This window comes from Natronospira sp., from assembly GCF_007134575.1.
In the GTDB taxonomy this organism is placed as follows: domain Bacteria; phylum Pseudomonadota; class Gammaproteobacteria; order Natronospirales; family Natronospiraceae; genus Natronospira; species Natronospira elongata.
This window is the reverse complement of record NZ_SLKM01000164.1, coordinates 1-3,080: the sequence shown is the minus strand read 5'-3', so window position 1 is coordinate 3,080 and position 3,080 is coordinate 1. Positions and strand designations below refer to the sequence as shown.

Below are 3,080 nucleotides of genomic sequence, written 5' to 3'. Positions count from 1 at the left end.
GCCCTCATCTCCAACAACCAGATCAATCTGGCGGCCTGCGAGGCGGGCTCGCCGGAGTGTGTGGACATCTCCGTGACCGGCGGGGAGGCCTGCGAGCAGGCCATGGCCAGCTTCCTGCCCGAGGTGGACCTGGACCGCTACGCGGTCAGCAATATTCCCTCCGATACCCCGGTGGCCGAGTGGCGCGACGAGGTCGGCCCGGGTCAGGCCCTGTTCTGGGTCGATCGCTTCCTGGGTCCCAGCGAGCCGCCCGGTTCCTGGGAAAACGCCGATTGGAATACCACCCAGCCCTGTCTGCTCGAACGGATCTAGGCGGCTCGATCAGCCCGGCAGCATCGTACCCTGGCCCCGGAACCTGCCACCCCGCCGGCCTTGGTCGTCACGGACCGTTCGCCCCGACAATCCGGCCGCCGGTTGGGCAGTGACGACCTTTTATCCCCAAAAGTGCTCCATTTGCCAATCTTTTTACATAAGCTGCTTGCCATTCTTGGCAAAAAAAGGCTAAGCTTCATGGCAAGCCCCAGTGGCGGCTGCGGCCGCGGTTGGGGCCGCTAATCCATGCAAGACAAAGAGACCGGCCGCGGTCGGTCCGAATGAGGTGATTGAGATGCAAAACGCAAAAGGTTTTACCCTGATCGAACTCGTCGTGGTGCTGGTCATCCTCGGCATCCTCGCCGCCGTGGCCGTGCCGCGGTTTATTGATCTGAGTGGCGAGGCTGAAACGGCCGCTCTGGAAGCTCAGGCGGGTGCTTTGTCAAGCGCTGCAGCCATGAACTATGCCAAGTGGGCAGCCAATGGTAAGCCTGGCGATCCGGAGACCGTGGATGCTGAAGAGGTTGCCGCATGTGGTGACCTTGAGGATTTGGTCCAAAACTTCGATAGTGAACGGTTTGAGGTGGGTGGTTCCGGGACCGTCGAATTCACGGTCCGGACTGTCCCTGGCGATGCTGATCTAGATTGCGGCGTGTCCCTCGCCAGCTAATCCTGGATTTGCGATTGAAAGATCTGAACCGCCCTCGCCTTCGGGTCGAGGGCGGTTCTGTCTGGGGTGTATTGAATGCTAGTGAAAGGGTTCAGCCTGGTTGAGCTCGTCATGATTCTGGTGATAGTGGGGGTTCTCGCTGTAGTGGCCATCCCCCGTTTCACCGGCGGCACCCCCTATGACGCCCGCGGCTACCACGACGAGCTGATCGCCGCCGCCCGCTACGCGCAGTTGCAGGCCACCACCACCGGCTGCCAGGCGCGTTTCCAGGTTGATCCGGCCGGTTATTCCCTGGATCACGAAAACCCCTGCGGATCAGGCGATTTCGGCGGTTTGCCCATTCGCCATCCCAGCCGGGGCGGCGCCTTCGAGAACAGCACGCCGTCCGGTGTGAGTGTTTCAGTCAGCGGTGACGGCAGCGTGGTTTTCGACGGTCTGGGCGAGCCCCAGACCAATACCCCGCCCCAGGTCACCGTGACCGGCGGTGGTTTCAACCGGAGTTTCTGCATCCAGCCGGGCACCGGCTACGCGGGAGACTGCTGATGGCCGGGTCGCTGACAATGGCACGCCGCCAGCGGGGGGTGACCCTGGTCGAGCTGGTGATCACCATCGTCATCATCGGCATTGCCGCCGCCGCGGTGCTGGGTGTCTATACCACCACCATCCGCGCCAGTGCCGACCCCATGATCCGCGCCCAGGCCCTGTCCGTGGCCGAGCTGTACATGGACGAGATCATGGGCCGGCCCTTCAGCGGCAGTACCGGTGATGGCAATTGCGGCAGTCGCGAGGACTGGGATCATGTCGCGGCTTACGATGGCCTGGATTGCCAGCCCGAGGATGTCTTCGGCAACCCCCTGTCCGGGCTGGACATGCTCACCGTCAGTATCAGCGTGGCCGATGACAACAGCCTCGGCATCGGTGGCGGCAATGAACGGCGAATTGATGTGCAGGTCTCGGACAACGCCGGCACGGTGAACATCACCCTCACCGCCTGGCGGACGCGGGAGAACTGACATGGTCCCTGCGCGCGCACAAGGGTTTACCCTGATCGAGCTGGTGATCGTCATCGCCATCACCGGCATTGTCGCCGCCGTGGGCGGTATTCTCATTTCCGGCACCGTCGGTGGCTATGTGGACCAGGACCGCCGCGCCACCCTGGTGGCCGACGGCGACCGCGCCCTGCGCCGCATGCATCGCGAAATCCGCCTCGCCCTGCCCAACAGCATTCGCGTCAACGACTGCGCTGAGGGGCCCTGTGTGCAGTTCCTGGCCACCGCGGCCGGTGGACGCTACCGCGAGGGCCCCGGCCCCGGTGCCGCCCAGCCCGAACACCGCCTGCGTTTCAACCAGGCCGATGACAGCTTCAACGCCACCGGGTCCGTGGGGCTGGCCAATGGCTCTTACGACTACTATCTCTCGGTCTACAACACCGGCCAGGCCGGCAACGATGCCTGGGCCGGCCAGAGCATGACCCCCAACCGGGGCGTGACCATCAGCGACAGCAGTGTCCCTGGTGAACCGCGCATTGAACTGAGCCAGGCCCATCAGTTCCCCCTGGAATCTCCCCGCCAGCGCTTCTACCTGGTCGAAGACCCGGTGGCCTTCGTCTGCCGCAATGGCCGCCTCTATCGCCATGCCGGCTATGTCCTGGGTGATGATCCTTCCTCCGTCAGTGGCAGTCTCCTCAGCGGGCGAATCGATAGCTGTGGTTTTGAATATGCACCCGGCGGCTCCACCCGCGCCGGCCTGCTCAGCATGCGATTGGTATTGGAGGAAGAAGAAGAGCGGGTAAGATTGCTCCATCAGACACAAGTGGTGAACGCGCCATGAAGATCGCCTCGCGCAAAGCTCGCCAAGGACACCAAGGGTTTCTTGGAGACGGCGATTTGGCCTTACACAGCGGCTTGTCGATACCGGCTCGCCGCTCGCTGCTCGCCGCTCGTCGCTCCGAACAGGGCGTCGCCCTGGTCGCCGCCCTGTTCCTGCTGGTGGCCCTGGCCGCCCTGGCCATCTACATGGTCACCATCAGCGGCGTGCAGCAGTTCACCCCGGTCCAGTCCGTCGGCGCCACCCAGGCCTGGTATGCCGCCCGCTCCGG

Annotated in this window: 5 protein-coding genes and 1 pseudogene; all 6 read left to right on the top strand. The window is 63.9% G+C overall.

The features are described 5' to 3' along the window. A partial coding sequence (locus tag ACJWXQ_RS06520; RefSeq protein ID WP_406672410.1) for a hypothetical protein occupies positions 1–312 on the top strand: 312 nt, incomplete at its 5' end. A gap of 295 nt (positions 313–607) precedes the next feature. Continuing rightward, positions 608–982, top strand: coding sequence for a type II secretion system protein (locus ACJWXQ_RS06515; protein WP_406672409.1), 375 nt, complete (start codon positions 608–610; stop codon positions 980–982). Between the two features lie 75 nt (positions 983–1,057). Continuing rightward, entirely contained in the window at positions 1,058–1,525 is a 468-nt protein-coding gene (locus ACJWXQ_RS06510; protein ID WP_406672408.1) for a Tfp pilus assembly protein FimT/FimU, read from the top strand. Then, complete coding sequence (locus ACJWXQ_RS06505) at positions 1,525–1,995, top strand: prepilin-type N-terminal cleavage/methylation domain-containing protein (protein ID WP_406672407.1); 471 nt, start codon at positions 1,525–1,527, stop codon at positions 1,993–1,995. The genes ACJWXQ_RS06510 and ACJWXQ_RS06505 overlap by 1 nt, the downstream gene beginning before the upstream one ends. 1 nt (position 1,996) lies before the next feature. Continuing rightward, a complete protein-coding gene (locus tag ACJWXQ_RS06500; protein ID WP_346052267.1) occupies positions 1,997–2,812 on the top strand; it encodes a type II secretion system protein in 816 nt (271 codons plus the stop codon). Positions 2,813–2,868: 56 nt separating this feature from the next. Beyond that, positions 2,869–3,080 (top strand): annotated as a pseudogene (locus ACJWXQ_RS06495) (hypothetical protein); the annotation flags it as partial.